The organism is Nocardia sp. NPDC051756, from assembly GCF_040681495.1.
GTDB lineage: Bacteria > Actinomycetota > Actinomycetes > Mycobacteriales > Mycobacteriaceae > Nocardia.
In genome coordinates this window covers 1-1,242 of the sequence record NZ_JBFAYV010000045.1, presented here as the reverse complement: position 1 = coordinate 1,242, position 1,242 = coordinate 1, and the positions used below count along the sequence as shown (strand labels likewise).

At 66.3% G+C, this 1,242-nt stretch carries 1 protein-coding gene; it reads left to right on the top strand.

The window, feature by feature from the left end; genetic code table 11:
- The first annotated feature begins 63 nt into the window (after window positions 1-63).
- Window positions 64-1,227 carry an IS30 family transposase gene (locus AB0M22_RS45695; RefSeq protein ID WP_364740340.1) on the top strand — a complete coding sequence of 388 codons (1,164 nt, stop codon included), beginning with the start codon at window positions 64-66 and terminating at the stop codon, window positions 1,225-1,227.
- The last annotated feature ends 15 nt before the right edge of the window (window positions 1,228-1,242 follow it).

The window sequence follows — 1,242 nt, the reverse complement described above, 5'->3', positions numbered from 1 at the left end:
CTTGGTCTCAATAGGTCAGCGCAACACTGGGAATCTCCTGGTGAGGAAGGGATGTGATGCGTAATGGCCTCGAGCAGACCGCTGTCGGAGAAAAGAACCCCGTTGACCGAAGCGCAAATCGAGGAAGTGTGGCGGCGGTGGCGATCCGGGCAAGCGATCAAAGTCCTCGCCCGGGAGATGCGCCGGCACCCTTCGACGGTGCGCGACCTATTCAAACGCTGTGGCGGGGTCCGGCCGGTTCCTCGCCACCGCGGCCGGCTTCGTCTGAGTCTTGCTGAACGAGAAGAGATCTCGCGCGGATTGGCGGCCGGGGACTCGCTGCGCGGTATCGCCCGCCGCCTGGGTCGAGCACCCTCGACGATCTCGCGTGAGGTCGCCGGGCGCGGCGGTCGTTTCGCCTACCGCGCCTTGCCCGCCGACCAGGCGGCGTGGGCTCGGGCAACGCGACCGAAACCGACCAAACTGTCCCGCGATCCGCGATTGGCCGCGGTGGTGGCCGAGAAACTCGCCCTGGCGTGGTCGCCACAGCAGATCGCGGGCTGGCTGCGCCGAAATCCGCAGTCCAGCATGGGTTATGTGTCGCACGAGACGATCTACCGAACTTTGTTCATCCAGGCTCGTGGCGAGCTGCGCCACGAACTGACCCGCTACCTGCGCACACACCGGGCCATGCGCCGCCCGAAGGGCAAGCGCGAGCCCGACGGCCGCGGTCAGCGCCGCGGCGTACTCACCATCGCCGAACGCCCCGCCGAGGCCGCTGATCGAGCGGTGCCCGGGCATTGGGAAGGCGATCTGGTGTTCGGGCGCGGCATGTCTCCGGTCGCCACCCTGGTCGAACGGTCCACCCGGTTTCTGCTGCTGATCGCCCTGCCCGAGGGCAAACGCGCCGATCTGGTCGCCGACGCGCTGGCCGCCAGGATCCTGACCCTGCCCGACGCGTTGCGGCGAACCCTGACCTGGGACCAAGGCTACGAAATGGCCGAACACGCCGCCTTCACCGTCGCGACCGGCGTTCCGGTTTACTTCTGCGACCCGAAAAGTCCCTGGCAACGCGGCAGTAATGAAAACACCAACGGTCTTTTGCGCCAATACCTTCCGCGACATCTCGACCTACGCACCTACAGCCAGGCCGACCTGGATGCGATCGCCGACGAACTCAACGGGCGCCCTCGACAAACCCTCGGATTCCGCACACCATCAGAAGCACTCCAAGAAGTGTTGCGTTGACCGCCTGAGCCCGCA